Raw genomic sequence first — 15,774 nt, forward strand, 5'->3', positions numbered from 1 at the left:
GCGTCAGTCCAGCAATTCGACCTTGTGTTCATAGCTCCCGTCAGCATTGCGGGTGGTGGTGATCTGGCCACGGGCCCCGATATAAGTGCCGGTGCCACCGATGACGGCGCGGATCTGCGGCGTACCCGGGTCCATTTCCTTGCTGTTGTTGGCGTAGACCGATTTACCGGCAATCGCGAGAGAGTTGCCGCCGCCGAGATCGATGAAGATCTGGCCCGCCCGGTCTTCGAAGGTGTCGTCACCTTCTGCAATGTCAACGGTCATCAGCATTCCAAACATCACACCCTTGAGGCCGCCTTCCGCGGAGACGGCCGCTTCAAAGGCCAGCATGTCACCATGGCTGGGTCCGGTGGCGCCGAGGTCGACATGGGTCAGTGCCGGCTTTTCCTGGTGCAGGTTCAGCGTGTGCTTGCTTTCTGCGGCATGAGCGCCCGTTGCGGCAAGAGAGAGCGCGGCAGATATCAGGGCGGTCCAATATACTCGCATGTGATGGCGTCCTCTTGGCGGTTGGCGCGCGGCGAATCGAGGCGCGGGAGGCCGCACCCTAGGCATGGGTCAGCTGCATGCGCAATTGATTACAGGGAAAGCCCGAGGTGGTGGCTTTCACTCACCGCTGCTCATCTCCGCCCGCCGCAACGATCACGCCGATGATCATCACCCCCGTCAGGATCAGCCGGATCCCGGCACTGGCGCCAAAGGTGTTGAGCATGGTGACGAGGAGATACATGAAGAGCGCCGCGCCCCAGATGCCGGGCACATTGGCGCGGCCGCCGGCGACCGAGGTGCCCCCGATCACCACCGTGGCGATGGAGGCCAGCAGGAACTCCTCGCCCATGTTTAGCGCCGCCCCGCGCGAGAAGCCTGAAAGCAGGATGCCGCAAACGCCCGCCAGAAAGGCGCTCAGCACATAGGTGAGGAAGCGTGTGGCATCGACGTTCAATCCCGCGAGCCACGCCGCGCGGCTGTTCTGGCCCACGGCCAGCACACTGCGGCCATAGACGGTGCGCGTGAGCATCACCGCAATGATGATGGACAGCGCCAGCACGGCAAAGGCCATGACGGGAATGCCCAAAACCTGCATGGTGGCGAATTCCGCCAAGGGCTCCGGCGGCTTGATGCGAATGCCGCGGCCATAGGAGATGGCGGTGGAGAGAACCAGGAAGCTCGAGGACAGCGTGGCGATGATCGGCGGAATTCTCAACAGCCTGATGATCGCGTAGTTGAACACGCCCACAAGTGTCGCCGCCCCCAGCGCGGCGATGATGCCGATCAGGATGCGCCCCGAATCCTCATCCATCACTTTCATGGCGACGACGCCCGACAGCGTGATGGTGGCGGGGATCGACAGGTCCACATTGCCGGGGCCGGTGGTGATCACCATCATCTGCCCCAGCCCCACGATGATGGTGAAGGTGGCGAATGAAAAGGCCGCGGTGAGGATGGCGCCCGCACCCTGGCCTTGCGTATAGGCGATGGTGATGAGCCAGACGGCAATGGCCGCACCGAAGGAGAAGACCCAGGGCTGGCGGAGGATTCGGGCGATCATCGCTTCTGCTCCCCGTAAGAGACGAGTGCGCGCAGGGCGAGAACGATGATGAGGATCGCTCCCTGCGCACCGATCTGCCAGTCCGGCGATATCTTGAGGAAGATGAGGAACGACCCCGCCAGCGCCAGGGTGAGGGCACCCACCACCGCACCCAGCGGCGACACGCGCCCCCCGATGAACTCGCCACCGCCCAAGATTACACCGGCAATCGAGTAGAGCGTATAACGGTCCGCCACATGCGCGTCTCCCGATGTGGTGAGGCCCAGCAGAGCGAGCCCCGACAGCACGCCGAAGAAGCCCGCGAGCATATACATGACGATCTTGGTCTTCAGCATGGACCAGCCGGCGCGCGTCAGCGCCTTGGGGTTGCCGCCCGCGCCACGTGCGATGACGCCATAGGATGAGAGCATCAACGCCAGATGAACCAGGACCCCGATCACCACTGCGGCGATGATGGGGAAGGGCACGTAAGGCACCTGCACGCCCATCAAGCTCTTGAGCCACAGCGGCGCCTTGCCGCCGGGCGATGGCAGGATGAGCACGGCAATCCCCAGCCACACGAAGGAGAGGCCGAGCGTCACCACGATCGAAGGCAGGTTGCGCAGATGGATCAGGGCTCCCACCGCGCCATAGGCGGCAATCAGCACCAGAAGCACCAGAAGCCCCAGGAATGGATTCTCGAACAGCAATGTCGCGCCCACGCAGCTCACCAGGCCGACGAAGGGCCCGATGGAGAGATCGAGGTCGTTGACGGTGATCACGAACATCTGCGCGATGGTGGCAAGCGCAATCGGCACTGCATATTGCAGCATCAGATTGAGCCCGAAATAGCTCATGGTCCGCGGCTGCACATAGAAGGTTGCGGCCAGCACGATGGCAAGCGACAGGAAGGGCAGGGCCTGGCGCAGAAGCCGGCGGTTCATGCCGCATGCTCCGCAAAGCTTGCCTGCAGCACCTTCTCTTCCGTCAGATCGCCGGCAGCAAGGCTGGCAACAATGGCGCCATCGCGGAAGACGTAGGCCCGGTCGCAATGGGTGAGTTCTTCGATCTCGGTCGTGTACCAGATGAAGGTGCGGCCCTTTTCGGCTTCCGCGCGGATCATCGCATAGACTTCCTGCTTGGTGCCGATGTCCACCCCGCGCATCGGATCATCCATCAGAATGATCGTGGCGTCAGACGCCAGCGCGCGGGCGAACAGCGCCTTCTGCTGATTGCCGCCAGACAGTGTGAGAATGTTGTTGTTCACGTCCGGCGTGCGGATCGCCATGCGAACCTTCCACTCTTCGGCCAGCCGCTGCTCCGCCGCGAGGTCGATGAGGCCGCCCTTGCGCAGGGCTTTGAGGGACCGCGCGGTGATGTTGCGGCCGATGGACCAGAGATTAAAGGCGCCATCTGACTGCCGGTCGCCAGCGATAAAGGCCGAAGCACCCTGTACCTGTGCCTGGCGGCGCTCATAGATCTGCAGCAGCATGCGGGTCTGGCCGTGGCCTGCAAGCCCGGTGAGGCCGATCACCTCGCCCTTCCTTGCTTCGAGGGCTGCCGTGCCGCCGGTGCGGGGCAGGGCCTTGACCAGTGCTTCGCCAGTGGCGGTGCGCTCCACCCCACGCGCGTGCTCGCGCGCCTCGGAGCCCATGGCGGCCACCAGGGAGTTGCGGGTGAAGTCCGCCGCCTTCCGGTCCGCCACGGTTTTTCCGTCCTTCATCACCACGATACGGTCAGCCGTGGAGAGGATTTCGCCGAGGAGATGCGAGATCAGGATGATGGAGGTGCCGCGCGCCGTCTCCGCCTTCACATAGGCGAGAAGCTGTTGCGCTGTCACGGCGTCGAGAGAGGATGTGGGTTCATCGAGGATGACGAGGCGCAGGGGACCTTCGGTGACGGTGAAAGCCCGGGCGATTTCCGCCATCTGCCGCTGGCCGATGGCGAGGCCTGCGATCTCATCATCGGGATCGATTCCATGGCCGGGGAAGATTTGATCGAGCTTCTGGCGGATCAGGGCGCGCGCCCGCGCCTTCCAGCCGAAGCCTTTGAGCGCGCGGTGCACGATCCGCACATTCTCCGCCACTGTCAGATTGGGGCAGAGAGAAAGCTCCTGGAACACGCAGCGCACGCCTTCGGCCTGTGCGGCGGCGGCCGTCCATGCGTGCGTGAGGGGCTGGCCGCCTAAGGACAGCGTGCCGGCAGAGGGCGTCAGATTGCCGCTCAGCACATGCATGAGGGTGGATTTGCCTGCACCATTGTGGCCGACAAGGCCCAAGCATTCGCCGGCGGCGACCACCAGGTCGACACCTGCCAAGGCGCGGACGGCGCCGAATGATTTTTCGACGCCGTCCAGTCTGATGGCTTCAGATGCCAAGGTCTTACTTGCCTGCGACGACCTTTGCAGCGTCTTCGGCGGTGTATTCGACGTTGGCCACGCCGCCCTTTTCCGTGGTGGCGAGATTGGCTTCCAGCGTGTCCTGGTCGATGCGCAGGAACGGCACGGTCAGGTCCTTCGGCACGTCCTTGCCGTCAAGGATCATCTGCGCCACCCAGAAAGCGAGCGTCGAGACGCCCGGTGCGATCGAGACGGACATGGTCTCATAGCCGTTCTTGTCCTTCTGCTCCTTCCACCACTGCAGCTCATCCTGGCGGTTGCCCATGATGATGGTGGGGGTGGGGCGCCCGGCGGCCGCAAAGGCCTGGGCCGCGCCATAACCGTCACCACCTTGCGTGACGACAGCCTTGACCTCCGGCAGAGACGGCAGAATGCCGGCTACGGCCTTCTGCGCCACTTCCTGGGCCCAGTCACCGTGGACGGAGCCGACGATCTTGAACTGCGGGTTCTTGGCGACCGTCTCGTTGATGCCCTTGGAGATGGCGTCATCGACGAACACGCCGGCAAGGCCGCGGATCTCGAGCAGGTTTCCGCCGTCGGGCATCTTCTTGGCGAGATACTCGACTTCGGACGCGCCCATCTTCTCGAAGTCCACAGCAATCCGCCAGGCGCAGGGCTCGGTCACGATGCCGTCGAAGGAGACGACGACGATCCCCGCATCGCAGGCCTGCTTGACGACGCCGTTCAGCGCGTCGGGTGAAGCGGCATTGATGACGATGGCGTTATAGCCCTGAAGGATCAGGTTCTGGATCTGGGCTGCCTGCTCGGTCACCTGATTTTCCGAGGTGGTGAAGGGGTCGGCCGCAGCCACGATCCCGGCCTCGACGGCAGGCTTCGTCACCTTGTCCCAGCTCTTGAGCATCGCCTGGCGCCAGGAATTTCCGGCGTAGTTATTGGACAGCGCGATCTTCTTGTCCTTGGTGTCCGCCATGGCAACGCCCGTGGCGAGCAGGGCAGAAAGCGCAATGGTGCAGGCAAGTGTCTTCTTCAGCATCTTGGGTCCTCCCGGAATGTGGAACCCCTCTTTCCGGGGGTTCATACTAATATGTTAGCAGGAATTGCGAGCGCTACAACCCGGTTGGACGAGGGCATCCAGCCATGCCGGTTGCGCCACGTGCCGCGGTGTTCTATAGGGTCTTCCATGTCCAACGCGCGGAACATCCCGTTCTTGTCAGCAGCCACGCCGCTGCCGCTTGCGCTTGGCCGCCTCCTTCTTAGCTGCCCCTGAGGGCCGGCCGGGCATTTGCCTTGGCTCTCCGGGGGCGAGACCGACCACACCAGCTAAGCCAGGCAATCCGAAAGTTCTGACATCATGATGATTTCCCCCCGCGAGAAGTATCGCCCGTTTCCGCCCGTTTCCCTGCCGGACCGGCAGTGGCCCAACCGCACCATCACCCAGCCGCCCATCTGGTGTTCGGTCGATCTGCGCGACGGCAACCAGTCCCTGATCGAGCCGATGGGCCCGGACCGCAAGCTCCGCATGTTCGATGCGCTGGTGAAGATGGGTTTCAAGGAAATCGAAGTGGGCTTCCCGTCTGCCTCGCAGACGGACTTTGATTTTGTCCGCCACCTGATCGACAACAACAAGATCCCCGATGGCGTCACCATCCAGGTGCTGACGCAATCGCGCGAGGAGCTGATCCGCCGCACCTTCGAAAGCCTCAAGGGCGTCAAGAGTGCGATCATCCATCTCTACAACTCGACCTCCGAATTGCAGCGCCGCGTGGTGTTCAAGCTGGACAAGGCAGGGATCGTGGACATTGCGGTGAAGGGTGCAACACTCATCCGCAGGCTCGAAGCCGAATTCGGGATGGAGGATGTAATCCGCCATGAATATTCTCCGGAAAGCTTCACTGGCACGGAGCTCGATTTCGCCAAGGAGATCTGCGAGGCGGTGATCGACTGCTATCAGCCCACGCCGCAAAAGAAGCTGATCCTCAACCTGCCTGCCACGGTTGAAATGTCGACGCCCAATGTGCATGCGGACCAGATCGAATGGTTCTGCCGCAACATCAAGATGCGCGATTGCCTGACGATTTCGCTCCACCCGCACAATGACCGGGGCTCGGCCGTTGCCGCAACCGAGCTCGGCATGCTGGCCGGGGCGGACCGTGTGGAAGGCACACTCTTCGGCAATGGTGAGCGCACCGGCAATGTGGACCTCGTGACCCTCGCCATGAACCTCTACAGCCAGGGCGTGGACCCGGGCCTCGACTGCTCGAACATCAATGAGCTCGTGCGCATGGCGGAATATTGCAATCAGCTGCCCATCCACCCGCGCCACCCTTATGCGGGGGAGCTGGTGTTCACGGCCTTCTCGGGCTCACACCAGGATGCGATCAACAAGGGCTTCAAGGCCATGGCGGCGTCCAACGCGCCGTTATGGGAGGTGCCGTATCTTCCCATCGACCCCATGGATCTCGGCCGCTCCTATGAGGCGGTGATCCGCATCAACTCGCAGTCGGGCAAGGGTGGCATCGCCTATATTCTCGAGAAGGAACACGGGATCGAGCTGCCGCGGCGCCTCCAGATCGAGTTCTCGAAAGTGGTGCAGGCCATTGCCGACGGGGAGGGAGTGGAGCTTCCCGCAGACCGGCTGTGGAGCGCCTTCGAGCGCGAATACCTCGAAGGCAATGGCCGCTACGGCTTCATCTCCCACAACGCCAGCACGGACCATGCCGAGCAGGATGTCGTCGCCAAGATCACGGCGGACGGTAATCTCAAGACCATCCTCGGCCATGGCAATGGCCCGGTCGACGGCTTCGTGGATGCGATCCGGAAGGAGTCGGGGCTCAGCTTCGATGTGGCCGATTACCGTGAGCACGCGATGGGCATGGGGGCCAATGCAACAGCCGTTGCCTATGTCGAATTGCGCCTGGGCGACGGCTCCAGCCTGTTCGGCGTCGGCATAGACAAGAACATCGTCGTGGCCTCGCTCAAGGCGGTTGTTTCGGGCGTCAACAGGGCGCTCAAAAAACAGTAGACGGGCGGCGGCGGGCCATGTACTAAGCCCGCCATCGGCCCCGGTGTTGCGGGGCCGAACGTCCTTACAGGGCGGGCGATTAGCTCAGGTGGTAGAGCAGCTGACTCTTAATCAGCGGGTCGTAGGTTCGAGTCCTACATCGCCCACCATTCCCGATCATGCCAGGAATGATGGACCTACGCGGTGGTGCCGTGCGCGGATGCGTGGTGCTTCCGGCCTGCGTGCGTTCGCTGTGGCACTTACCTCCGTTTCTTCTTCTTTGCCGGGTTGAAGGTCGCGGTCACGGTCTTTGCGGCTGACATTTCGATGATGCAGCGGTTCTTTTTGCGGCAGGCGCCTGACCAGCCGGCAAAGGTTGAACCGGTATCAGCCTCGGGTGTTACCGTCACGAAGGTTCCTTCGCTGAAGCTGGCCGAGCAGGCGCCGGTGCAGGTTTGAAACGCGCCGGCTGGTGAGAAGCTGACACCGCCTGTGCCCCTTCCCCTGCTGCGATAGTTCAAGGTCAATATGGGAGCCGTTTTGTATTCTGCCGTGACTGCGGTGGGTCCAGAGAGAATCAGCTTGCATGCACCGGTGCCGGAACACGCTCCGGACCAGCTCACGAAGGCCGCACCGGCGACAGGGGCGGGCTTCAGAGTAATTTCGGCTCCGGCCACGAAAGGCCGCGTGCAGTCGTCCGTGCAGGAGGAGGTGCCGCCGTCCGTGGAGAAGTTCACGCCGCCCTGAGCTTCGCCCGTCGCGGTAAAGCTGAGTTGCTGGAACGTGTCCAAGGCTGCTGCCACATCGATGCGCGGCTTGTAGAGGGTGACGCGGCCATCCCGGATGATCTTGCCGGTGTTCTTCAGTCCCAGCAGCAGATCGCCCGTGGCGCCTGTCGGATATTTCTGTTTCAGCAAGGCCCAGGCACCAGCCACATGCGGGGCTGCCATGGAGGTTCCCTCAAGGGTTTTTTCGCCGCCACCTGGCACGGATGACTTGATGCCGGAGCCAGGCGCCAACAGCGACAGGATGGAGGAGGTGTTGGAATAACAGGTAACCTGGTCGGCAACAGTGGTGCCGCATTCGCCACTTGAGTTGCCATCGGCCACTGCACCGACACTCACCGCAGAGGAAATGCAGGCGGGAAAGCTGATGGCATTGGTATAGCCTGCATTTCCGCTGGCCACGATGGTGGCGATGCCTGCACTTCTGAGGTTGGCAATGGCGGCGGTCAGGGCCGGAATTAACGTGTCGCAGTTGCCCTGGTACCGCCCGCTGCCCAGGCTCATGTTTACAGCTGCGATTGAGGTGGAGTCGCGAAGGGAGTAGATGTGGTTGAGGCCGAGGAGGACGTCGCTGAAGTAGGTGAGGCTGCGGGTGGAATCAAATGGGTCCTGGCTGAAAACCTGGACCGAGATGAGATTGGCGTCCTTGGCGACACCCGAGTAGCTCTCGCCGTGGCCCGCAGCGATTCCCGCCACATGGGTTCCGTGCTCGCAGTCAACAGGGCATGGCATGCCCGAGTCCGGGGAGACAGACGCTGTCGCACCGCCTGGGCACCAGCCCCCCTTTGAAAAGCAGGCTTCTGAGACCACTTTTCCGGCAAGGAACGGGTGATGCTTGTCCACGCCCGTGTCGAGGATGGCGATGGTCTGGCCCTGTCCGGTGAAGCCTGCGCTCCAGGCTTCGTTGGCGCGGATCAGCGGGATTGACTCCGCAAGCGACGTCCTCAGCGTGCCATCCTCGACGATGCTGATGACCTCGGGATCTGCTGCCAGCCGATCGAGTTCCTGGGGGGTGACGTCCATGGCCGCGAAGGGCAGAGATCCAAGGGTGCGGAACCGTTCCGGTGCGCGCCTGAGCGTGGCCGCGTAGCGCGCCTTGAGTGAGGCGCCCGCGGCGGCGATCTCCCGGCGCTGGTCGGCGCGCTCGCTGCTGTCCAGCTTTCCTTCAGCCGCAAAGGGAACCCGCAGGCCGACAATGACACTGATGCGCCCCTGCCGGGAAGCTGTGGCGCGCAGCGTCTGCATGTCTGCTTTCGGCTGTGCGGTTCCGGGCAAGGTCGAACTGCTGGCAGAAAGCAGAACCCGCTCAGTACCGGATGCAAGAGCTTGATTTGCGAAAAGGATCGAGAGTGTGGCCGACAGGGCAAACAGAATACGCCGCATGGTGCACCTTAGATAGTGAGATGCGCCATTTTAAATCAGAAAGGTATGAAGGAGAATTAAAAACGGAAACAATAAACCGTAAAAGTTGTATTTGTAATGCGAAGAAAAGGCCGCCTGCTGCCAGGCGGCCCCCGCCGGAATGGGTTAAAATCTCTTAGTAATACTTCCGGATGCAATCGTTGTATTTTTTCCAGTAGTAGTTGTTCCAGCGCTGGCTGCCGCGAACAGCTCCGCCCACGCCGCCGACGCCTGCACCTACGGCCGCACCGGTGCCGATGGAATGCTTGCCGCCCGCCAAACCGCCGATGATGCCGCCGACGACCGCGCCGCCGATGGCGCCGCCCACGGCGTTGCCGGTGGAGCGCTCATCGGCATAGTTCTCGGCCTTGCGCTGGCAATAGCGCCGTTCGCTGTTGGTCAGCGCCGCATAGCTGGGGGCTGCCATGTAGGTGGGCAGAATGAGAAGGGTGAGGGCGAGCAATGCCGCTTTTTTCATGTGGATTCTCCAGAAGCCGAAGCAAGTCTTATGAACGGGCGTGTCCGCCGGTGGGTTCTGCAACTCTGCCTTATGAGAACGGATTGCGCTGCAAACATGGCAAAGGCGGATTGTGACGCTGTTGGCAATCTCTCACAGCGGCGCTGCGGCGGCAAGGGGAGGTGGAACATTCAACGTCGTGGCCCGTTATGTGATCCCGGCTGCATGCAGCAGGTGCCCGCGCACTATTCCCGCCAGAAGGAGAGAACAGCCTTGCACACCATGGTCAACCCACAGCGTTTCATTGCACAGGAAATTTCTCTCAGCCCGCTGGCCCGTGGGCAATCTGCCGTCGTGCTCGGCGGGGTCCGCATTGGCCGCGTGAGCCATGCGCCAACGGGCGAAGGTAAATCAGTTTGGCTCTGGTCTCTCACAGGACCCTCCTGCAACAGCATGCCGGAGGTGATGATCACCTGCGGCGAAGCATCAACACTGGCCGATGCCAAGCTGGCGCTCCGCCACGCCTTCGACGGATGGCTGCGTTGGGCGCTGGCGCAGGAAGGCCCCGTGCACTGGCACTGGACCGAGGCAACAGCTGAACGAACATCAAACGAGATTGCAGGAGCCAAGCTCTCGCTCGCGATGTGAGCGCTAACGGGAACTAAGCAAGTCTACTAGGCGACATAAGAAAACTCCGCTGGATATACCGTCCAGCGGAGCGAAACTCTTTTGACAGCAGCGTGATCCACACGTAGCCTGCACCCTACCGAATACCCGGGGGGGATGTGATGCGAGGGGCACACGCAGCACGCGCAACGTTGTTGGTCTTGAGTTTCGGCTGCAGCGGATTGGCGGTGGCTGACGAAGCCTCGTTGCAGCCTCACTCTTCATCGGATGTCCGCAGGTTCGCGCTTGTGGAACATGACACTGTGAAAATGCCGAGCGGCCTCGCCGGCCTCTGCAAGCGTGATCCGTCCTTCTGCAGTGCGGTTCGCGCACCGCCGCACGATCTCAATCTCTCGCCCGCACGGTGGGATTTGCTGAACAGCGTCAATCTGAGCATCAACCACCGCATCACCTCAACGACCGACCTGCAGCTTTATGGCACGGCGGAATACTGGACGATCCCCGAGACGGCGGGTGATTGCGAGGATTACGTGCTGCTGAAGCGCCAGACGCTGGCGCGCCAGGGCGTTCCGGAAGCGTCTCTCCTCATCACCGTGGTTCATGATGAAAATGGCGAGGGGCACGCCGTTCTCACGGTTCCCACGGCCGGCGGAGACCTGGTGCTGGACAATCGGCGCGACGAAATTTTGCCCTGGTGGGCCACGGGCTATGATTTCGTGAAGCGCCAGTCGGAGGCTGACCCTGAGCTCTGGGTGTCACTGGGGCACGAGGAGCGCCAAACCACCAACATCGCCTCGGGGCCGAACAGGCCCTGAGCTGACGCCATTCCCGGCCATTGCGCCCGCGCTGCAAGCGGGGCAAAGCTCCCCCGCGAGATTGGTTCCAAGCGGGGAAAGCGGAATGCAGCGGCTCGAGTCTGAGCGCATGTTCGTTGCTGTGATGGAGACGGGAAGCTTCGCGGAAGCGGCGCGGCGCCTCGGCACCAGCTCTGGCCAGGCTTCAAAGCTGGTCTCCCGCCTCGAAGCCGACCTCGGCGTCCGGCTTCTCAACCGCACCACCCGCGCACTTTCTCCAACGGAGGTGGGCCAAGCCTATTACGAGCGCATCCGCCTGCTGATTGACGAACTCGATTCCCTTGGCGAGGCCGTGAAGAACCGTTCGGGTTCGGTGAACGGCAAGCTGAAGCTGACGGCACCGCTGTCCTTCGGCACCGCACAGCTTGCGCCTGCGCTGGTGGCGCTTGCCCAGCTTTATCCGGAGCTCATACTGGATGTCAGCTTCTCAGACCGTCTCGTCAATCTGGTGGATGAGGGCTTCGATGCAGCGGTGCGCATCGGTCAGCAGAGCGATGCCAGCCTCGTCATCCGCAAGCTTTGCGAATCGCGGATCGTGGCGGTCGCGGCTCCAGCCTATCTGGCCAAGAACGGAACGCCGAAACGGCCGGAAGATCTCAGCACCCACCACTGCATCGTCGATACCAATTTCAAGGAGCGCGAGGCCTGGCCATTTCGTGAGAAGGGCCGGGCCATGTCGGTCACGGTCAGAAGCAGGCTGTTTCTCTCCAATGCCGATGCCTGTGCGGCGGCGGCCGGGGCAGGGCTGGGCATCACGCTTGTTCCGAGCTTCGTCGTGGGGGCTGCCATCAAGTCTGGCGCATTGGTGCCGCTGCTGCTCAAGTTCGCGCCGCCCCCCGTGCCCATCCAGGTGGCCTATCCCCCGGGCCGCCACCTGGCGCTGAAAGTCAGGGCGCTGGTGGATTTCCTGGCGGAGCGATTCCGTGGTGAACCGGAGTGGGACCAAGGCTGGTAGTAATTATTCCTTCCATTTCGGAAGGAATGATATGCCGGCATCATCCATTATCATCCGTAACAAATCGAGTTACGTTTCCTCGCATCGCGACCGGCATTTCCGCCGGTGAATTGAAAGGAAGCGTCCATGTCTTACACTGCCGCCCGTTCCACCCCGTTCTCCTCCGAAGCCAGCCGCGCTGATTATGCGGCCCTGCTGCTGCGGGTCACCATGGGCATCGCCTTTCTGACCCACGCCTGGCTGAAATACGCTGTCTTCACCCCCGCCGGCACCGTGCAGTATTTCCAGAGCCTCGGCCTGCCGGGCCCGCTCGCCTATCTCGTAATGTTCGCAGAGTTTGCCGGTGGCATTGCCCTTATCCTGGGCGTCTGGACGCGCTGGGTGTCCCTGGCGCTGTCGCCCATCCTGCTGGGCGCCGTCTTCGCGCATGCTGGCAATGGCTATTTCTTCATGAATCCCAATGGCGGCTGGGAATTTCCTGCTTTCTGGGCCGTCGCACTCGGCGTTCAGGCGCTGATCGGCGGCGGAGCCTTCGCACTGAAGCGCGGCTGATCCCATATCGTATGACATCAGGAGCCGGCCTGCGCACCGCGGCCGGCTCCTTCATTTTTGAAAGGATCCTCACATGCTCGTCGACGGCAAATGGTCAGGTGACTGGCACCCGGTTCAGGCAAAGGACCAGAAGGGCGGCTTCGTCCGCCAGACATCGCAGTTCCGGAACTGGGTCACGCCCGACGGCAGCGCAGGGATCACCGGGGAGGGCGGCTTCAAGGCCGAGGCCGGCCGCTATCACCTCTACGTGGCTTTAATCTGCCCCTGGGCGTCACGCACGCTCGCCGCACGCAAGGTGAAGGGCCTCGAGGACGTCATCTCTGTGTCGGTTGCCGAGCCCGAGCTTGATGCCGAAGGCTGGCGATTTGCGCCTGGCGCGGACCCCGTCAACGGCGCCCACCACATGCACCAGATCTATACCACCGCCGATCCGCACTACACGGGCCGCGCCACGGTGCCTGTGCTGTGGGACAAGCTTCGCGGAACCATCGTCAACAATGAATCAGCTGACATTCTCCGCATGTTCAACGCAGGATTCGGCAGCTTGGCGCGGAACGCGGCCGATCTCTATCCGGCACATCTCGCACCTGCCATCGACGCGCTCAATGCGGAGCTCTACGAGACACTGAACAATGGCGTTTACCGCTGCGGTTTCGCCACCACGCAGTTGGCCTATGAAGAGGCTTTCCATGGCGTGTTCGCCATGCTCGACAAGCTTGAGGCGCGGCTTGCCGCCGGACCCTGGCTCTTCGGTGAGGCGTTTACGGAGTCGGACATAAGGCTCTTCGTGACGCTGGTGCGCTTCGATGCGGCCTATCACGGGCTGTTCAAGGCCAATCTGCGCCGCATCGTGGATTATCCGCGGATCAACGCCTATCTGCAGCGCCTGCTCGCCATTCCGGCCCTTCGGGAGACGGTGAACATTCCCCACATCAAGCGTGGGTATTATTCCATCAAATCGCTGAACCCCTCCGGCATCGTGCCGCTCGGCCCCGCCGGGCTGTCGTTCGAGGGCACCGGCCTTTGAGCCAGGCACTGGATTTGGAGGCCGGTTTGTCCGATCATGTGGTTGACAGGAAAGTGCAATCCACATGGCAGAGCTCAGCATCCGCATCGATTTTGGTCCCGGCCTCCGGGTGGGGCCAGGCAAGATCGCCCTTCTGGAGCAGATCGCGGCGCTGGGCTCGATCTCGGCTGGCGGCCGCGCCATGGAAATGTCTTATCGGCGCGCCTGGGAACTGATCGAGGAGCTGAACACGATTTTCGGGAAGCCCGTCGTTCAATCGCGCAGCGGCGGCAAGAAGGGTGGCGGCGCCACCCTCACACCCTTCGGCCTCAGCCTGATCTCGCGCTACCGGGCAATGGAGCGGGCAGCGGCGGCGGCGACCCAGCCTCATCTCGATGCCTTGAGCGCTGAGTTTCAGCGGCCATAGCGCTTTTACCCTCTGGTCAGTGCGGAATCGGGTGACGGACCGCTGACAGATACGGCCTTCACCACCGCAAAGGCGCGTGTTCCGGGTGCGAGGCCGAGGGCATGGGCGGAGTGCCGGGTGATGCGCGCCACGACGGCCGCACCCCCGCAATCGAGCCTGACATTGACTGAGGCCTGGCCTGCCTGGGAGATCTCCGCCACGGTGCCACGCAGTATGTTCAGTGCACTGATTTTCTGCGGCTCTTCCAGCGCCAGAATCACATCCCTGGCGCGGATGCGGACGCGGGCAGGTGTGCCTTCGGGGCCGATGCGGCCCGGCACATAGATATCGCCTGCGGCAGAGGTCAGCCTCGTCAGGTCAAAAGTCGTGTCATGGGTGGCCACCGTCATGTCGATGATAGCACCGCCTTCGTCACGATCGTCCTCGGGGACGAGGTCAAGCCGCTGGGCGATGTCGGCGGCGGGCCCGAAAGCGGCGAGGCGGCCCTGGGAAAGAACGGCGACATCATTCGCCAGCCGCATCACCTCCGCCACCGAATGGCTGACATAGACGATGGGAATGCGCAGTTCGTCCCGGAGGCGTTCGAGATAGGGCATGATTTCCGCCTTGCGCGCGGCATCGAGCGAGGCCAGCGGCTCATCCATCAGCAGGAGGCGCGGTGAGGCGAGAAGTGCGCGGCCGATGGCGACGCGCTGTTTTTCTCCCCCTGAGAGATCGCGTGGGCGGCGCTTCAGTAAATGTCCGATGCCCAGCAGTTCGACGATCTTGCCGCGCGCGGCATAGCGTTCCGCGCGTGGCGTGAACCATTCGCCATAGGCGAGGTTGCTCTCAACCGTCATGTGCGGGAACAGGCGCGCATCCTGGAACACATAGCCGATGCGGCGGCGCGGCGGGGAGAGGTTTATGCCTGCTTCGGTGTCAATCAGCGTTGTATCGCCAACCTTGATCCGCGCATGGTCCGGCTTCAGCAATCCGGCAATCACGTTGACGAGGCTGGTCTTGCCGCAGCCCGACGCGCCGAAGACGGCCGTGAGGCCCTGGAGGCTTTCGAAGGAGACTTCGAGCGAAAAACTGCCGAGCCTGTGGCGAACGTCAACCAGAAGGCTCATGCGGCAATCCGCTGCCCGGCGCGGCGCGCCAGCGCCTCCGAGATGATCAGTGCACCGAGGGATATGGCAACCGAAATCGCCGTCAGCCGCAGGGCGCCCGCATCACCGCCCGGCACCTGCGTGAGCGTGTAGATGGCGGAGGGCAGTGTTTGGGTTTCGCCCGGAATGTTGGAGACGAAGGTGATGGTAGCGCCGAATTCGCCCATGGCCTTGGCAAAGCACAGGATCATGCCGGCAATGATGCCGGGAATGGTCAGGGGCAGGGTGATGGTGAGAAAGACCCAGGCAGCATTGGCGCCAAGCGTGGACGAGGCCGCTTCGAGCTTCGTGTCCACTGCCTCGATCGAAAGCCTGATGGCCCGCACCATGAGCGGAAAGCCCATCACCGCGCAGGCCAGTGCCGCGCCCGTCCAGCGGAAAGCGAAGACGATGCCGAATTGCGCGAGGAAGGCCCCGATCGTTCCCTTGGTGCCGAAGGTGAGAAGCAGGAGATAGCCCGTCACCACTGGCGGCATCACCAGCGGCAGATGCACGATGCCGTTCACGAGGGATTTTCCCCAGAACTCCCGCCTGGCCAGGAGGAAGGCCACGGCCAGCGCCAGCGGCAGGCTGCCGATCATCGCGACGGTCGCCACCTTGAGGCTCAGATGGACCGCACTCCATTCATCCGGGCTGAGGCCGAACCAGCTCATGGTGCGGTCCTGGCGAGCGGCACC

General features: G+C 62.7%; 16 protein-coding genes and 1 tRNA gene. 8 read left to right on the forward strand and 9 right to left on the reverse strand.

Annotation, left to right across the window (positions count from 1 at the left end; all coding sequences use genetic code 11):
• Positions 1–3: 3 nt before the first annotated feature.
• The 5 genes from ACO06F_RS00640 to ACO06F_RS00660 all read right to left on the reverse strand — a co-directional run bounded on the left by ACO06F_RS00640 (position 4) and on the right by ACO06F_RS00660 (position 4,917).
• On the reverse strand, positions 4–486 hold the full coding sequence (locus ACO06F_RS00640) for a hypothetical protein (protein ID WP_421694776.1): 483 nt from the start codon (positions 484–486) through the stop codon (positions 4–6).
• Positions 487–607: 121 nt separating this feature from the next.
• Positions 608–1,546 (reverse strand): ABC transporter permease, encoded by a 939-nt coding sequence (locus ACO06F_RS00645; protein WP_421694777.1) that lies wholly within the window; start codon positions 1,544–1,546, stop codon positions 608–610.
• A complete protein-coding gene (locus tag ACO06F_RS00650) occupies positions 1,543–2,469 on the reverse strand; it encodes an ABC transporter permease (RefSeq protein WP_421694778.1) in 927 nt (308 codons plus the stop codon). Before ACO06F_RS00650 ends, ACO06F_RS00645 begins: the two co-directional genes overlap by 4 nt.
• Positions 2,466–3,902, reverse strand: a complete 1,437-nt coding sequence (locus ACO06F_RS00655; protein ID WP_421694779.1) for a sugar ABC transporter ATP-binding protein — start codon at positions 3,900–3,902, stop codon at positions 2,466–2,468. Before ACO06F_RS00655 ends, ACO06F_RS00650 begins: the two co-directional genes overlap by 4 nt.
• Positions 3,903–3,906: 4 nt before the next feature.
• Entirely contained in the window at positions 3,907–4,917 is a 1,011-nt protein-coding gene (locus ACO06F_RS00660) for an ABC transporter substrate-binding protein (RefSeq protein ID WP_421694780.1), read from the reverse strand.
• Positions 4,918–5,235: 318 nt separating this feature from the next.
• Between ACO06F_RS00660 and leuA the strand changes: the two genes are divergently transcribed.
• Positions 5,236–6,906 carry a 2-isopropylmalate synthase gene (gene leuA, locus ACO06F_RS00665; protein ID WP_421694781.1) on the forward strand — a complete coding sequence of 557 codons (1,671 nt, stop codon included), beginning with the start codon at positions 5,236–5,238 and terminating at the stop codon, positions 6,904–6,906.
• A 73-nt stretch (positions 6,907–6,979) separates the two neighbouring features.
• Positions 6,980–7,055, forward strand: a tRNA-Lys gene (locus ACO06F_RS00670).
• 90 nt (positions 7,056–7,145) lie between these two features.
• Here the strand turns inward: ACO06F_RS00670 and ACO06F_RS00675 are convergent.
• Together ACO06F_RS00675 and ACO06F_RS00680 are read right to left on the reverse strand one after the other, a co-directional pair.
• Positions 7,146–9,053: a S8 family serine peptidase gene (locus ACO06F_RS00675; RefSeq protein WP_421694782.1), complete on the reverse strand. Its 1,908-nt coding sequence runs from the start codon at positions 9,051–9,053 to the stop codon at positions 7,146–7,148.
• Positions 9,054–9,207: 154 nt separating this feature from the next.
• Positions 9,208–9,549, reverse strand: coding sequence for a hypothetical protein (locus ACO06F_RS00680; protein WP_421694783.1), 342 nt, complete (start codon positions 9,547–9,549; stop codon positions 9,208–9,210).
• A gap of 204 nt (positions 9,550–9,753) precedes the next feature.
• Here ACO06F_RS00680 and ACO06F_RS00685 point away from each other — a divergent pair, with 204 nt between their 5' ends.
• The 6 genes from ACO06F_RS00685 (at position 9,754) to ACO06F_RS00710 (ending at position 13,949) form a co-directional block, all read left to right on the forward strand.
• Positions 9,754–10,176, forward strand: a complete 423-nt coding sequence (locus ACO06F_RS00685; protein WP_421694784.1) for a hypothetical protein — start codon at positions 9,754–9,756, stop codon at positions 10,174–10,176.
• Positions 10,177–10,463: 287 nt separating this feature from the next.
• Positions 10,464–10,970 carry a transglutaminase-like cysteine peptidase gene (locus tag ACO06F_RS00690; protein WP_421694785.1) on the forward strand — a complete coding sequence of 169 codons (507 nt, stop codon included), beginning with the start codon at positions 10,464–10,466 and terminating at the stop codon, positions 10,968–10,970.
• A gap of 85 nt (positions 10,971–11,055) precedes the next feature.
• Positions 11,056–11,964 (forward strand): LysR family transcriptional regulator, encoded by a 909-nt coding sequence (locus tag ACO06F_RS00695; protein WP_421694786.1) that lies wholly within the window; start codon positions 11,056–11,058, stop codon positions 11,962–11,964.
• Between the two features lie 126 nt (positions 11,965–12,090).
• Positions 12,091–12,516 (forward strand): DoxX family protein, encoded by a 426-nt coding sequence (locus tag ACO06F_RS00700; RefSeq protein ID WP_421694787.1) that lies wholly within the window; start codon positions 12,091–12,093, stop codon positions 12,514–12,516.
• Between the two features lie 73 nt (positions 12,517–12,589).
• Positions 12,590–13,543 (forward strand): glutathione S-transferase family protein, encoded by a 954-nt coding sequence (locus tag ACO06F_RS00705; RefSeq protein ID WP_421694788.1) that lies wholly within the window; start codon positions 12,590–12,592, stop codon positions 13,541–13,543.
• A 64-nt stretch (positions 13,544–13,607) separates the two neighbouring features.
• On the forward strand, positions 13,608–13,949 hold the full coding sequence (locus tag ACO06F_RS00710; RefSeq protein WP_421694789.1) for a winged helix-turn-helix domain-containing protein: 342 nt from the start codon (positions 13,608–13,610) through the stop codon (positions 13,947–13,949).
• A 5-nt stretch (positions 13,950–13,954) separates the two neighbouring features.
• Here the strand turns inward: ACO06F_RS00710 and modC are convergent, their stop codons facing one another.
• The gene (gene modC / locus ACO06F_RS00715; RefSeq protein ID WP_421694790.1) at positions 13,955–15,058 is read right to left on the reverse strand and encodes a molybdenum ABC transporter ATP-binding protein; all 1,104 of its coding nucleotides are present in this window, start codon (positions 15,056–15,058) and stop codon (positions 13,955–13,957) included.
• Entirely contained in the window at positions 15,055–15,750 is a 696-nt protein-coding gene (gene modB / locus ACO06F_RS00720; protein ID WP_421696593.1) for a molybdate ABC transporter permease subunit, read from the reverse strand. The genes modC and modB overlap by 4 nt, the downstream gene beginning before the upstream one ends.
• Positions 15,751–15,774 lie beyond the last annotated feature (24 nt).

Source organism: Aestuariivirga sp., from assembly GCF_965227715.1.
GTDB lineage: Bacteria > Pseudomonadota > Alphaproteobacteria > Rhizobiales > Aestuariivirgaceae > Aestuariivirga.